Raw genomic sequence first — 2291 nt, forward strand, 5'->3', positions numbered from 1 at the left:
TCACCTTCGGGGGTAGAGCACTGTTATGGCTAGGGGGTCATCGCGACTTACCAAACCATTGCAAACTCCGAATACCGAAGAGTGCGAGCATGGGAGACAGACATCGGGTGCTAACGTCCGGTGTCAAGAGGGAAACAACCCAGACCGCCAGCTAAGGTCCCAAAGACGTGCTAAGTGGAAAACGAAGTGGGAAGGCTAAAACAGTCAGGAGGTTGGCTTAGAAGCAGCCACCCTTTAAAGAAAGCGTAATAGCTCACTGATCGAGTCGTCCTGCGCGGAAGATGTAACGGGGCTAAGCACGGCACCGAAGCTGCGGATATCCTTTAAGGATATGGTAGGAGAGCGTTCTGTAAGCCTGTGAAGGTGACTGGTAACGGTTGCTGGAGGTATCAGAAGTGCGAATGCTGACATGAGTAGCGATAATGGGGGTGAAAAGCCCCCACGCCGTAAGCCCAAGGTTTCCTGTTCAACGTTCATCGGAGCAGGGTGAGTCGGCCCCTAAGGCGAGGCAGAGATGCGTAGCTGATGGGAAGCAGGTTAATATTCCTGCACCGTCGTTAGATGCGATGGGGGGACGGATCGCGGAAGGTTGTCAGGCGGTTGGAAGAGCCTGTTCTTAACTTATAGAAGGTGCTTAGGCAAATCCGGGCACGTAATTCAAGGGGTTGAGACGAGTGAATTTATTCACGAAGCAATCGGAAGTGGTTCCAAGAAAAGCCTCTAAGCTTCAGTCTAACGAGACCGTACCGCAAACCGACACAGGTGGGCGAGATGAGTATTCTAAGGCGCTTGAGAGAACTCGGGAGAAGGAACTCGGCAAATTGGTACCGTAACTTCGGGATAAGGTACGCCTTTGTAGCTTGACTGATTTACTTCAGGAGGGCGAAGAGGTTGCAATAAACTGGTGGCTGCGACTGTTTAATAAAAACACAGCACTCTGCAAACACGAAAGTGGACGTATAGGGTGTGACGCCTGCCCGGTGCTGGAAGATTAAATGATGGGGTGCAAGCTCTTGATTGAAGTCCCAGTAAACGGCGGCCGTAACTATAACGGTCCTAAGGTAGCGAAATTCCTTGTCGGGTAAGTTCCGACCTGCACGAATGGCGTAACGATGGCCACACTGTCTCCTCCCGAGACTCAGCGAAGTTGAAGTGTTTGTGATGATGCAATCTACCCGCGGCTAGACGGAAAGACCCCATGAACCTTTACTGTAGCTTTGCATTGGACTTTGAACCGGTCTGTGTAGGATAGGTGGGAGGCTTTGAAGCGTGGACGCCAGTACACGTGGAGCCGTCCTTGAAATACCACCCTGGTTTGTTTGAGGTTCTAACCTTGGCCCGTTATCCGGGTCGGGGACAGTGCATGGTAGGCAGTTTGACTGGGGCGGTCTCCTCCCAAAGTGTAACGGAGGAGTTCGAAGGTACGCTAGGTACGGTCGGACATCGTGCTAATAGTGCAATGGCATAAGCGTGCTTAACTGCGAGACCGACAAGTCGAGCAGGTACGAAAGTAGGACATAGTGATCCGGTGGTTCTGTATGGAAGGGCCATCGCTCAACGGATAAAAGGTACTCTGGGGATAACAGGCTGATTCCTCCCAAGAGTTCATATCGACGGGGGAGTTTGGCACCTCGATGTCGGCTCATCACATCCTGGGGCTGTAGCCGGTCCCAAGGGTATGGCTGTTCGCCATTTAAAGTGGTACGTGAGCTGGGTTTAAAACGTCGTGAGACAGTTTGGTCCCTATCTGCCGTGGGCGTTGGATATTTGAAGGGGGCTGCTCCTAGTACGAGAGGACCGGAGTGGACGAACCTCTGGTGTACCGGTTGTCATGCCAATGGCATTGCCGGGTAGCTATGTTCGGAAGAGATAACCGCTGAAAGCATCTAAGCGGGAAACTCGCCTTAAGATGAGATATCCCGGAGCTTTAAGCTCCTTGAAGGGTCGTTCGAGACCAGGACGTTGATAGGCTGGGTGTGGAAGTGCAGTAATGCATTAAGCTAACCAGTACTAATTGCCCGTAAGGCTTGTCCCTATAACTTTAGTAGGTGACATGAGTGAAATTTAGCGAAGTAAGAACAAGAGTTACCGAAAAGATTAAAACGAAAAGTCTTCTGAGTTGGGCGCGGCAGAACGCTGCGCTGACAGTTTAAGCCTGATGACCATAGCGAGTTGGTACCACCCCTTCCCATCCCGAACAGGACCGTGAAACGACTTTGCGCCGATGATAGTGCTGCAACCAGTGTGAAAGTAGGTCATCGTCAGGCTCCCCATAAGAAACCCCCGCTCTC

Annotated in this window: 2 rRNA genes; both read left to right on the forward strand. The window is 51.8% G+C overall.

Annotated elements, in window-relative coordinates:
- Positions 1-2035 (forward strand): 23S ribosomal RNA (locus IE092_RS18620); the annotation flags it as partial.
- A 119-nt stretch (positions 2036-2154) separates the two neighbouring features.
- Positions 2155-2267 (forward strand): 5S ribosomal RNA (gene rrf, locus IE092_RS18625).
- Positions 2268-2291: the final 24 nt, after the last annotated feature.

Source organism: Cognatundibacterium squillarum (assembly GCF_014652435.1).
In the GTDB taxonomy this organism is placed as follows: Bacteria; Pseudomonadota; Gammaproteobacteria; order Burkholderiales; family Burkholderiaceae_D; genus Undibacterium; species Undibacterium squillarum.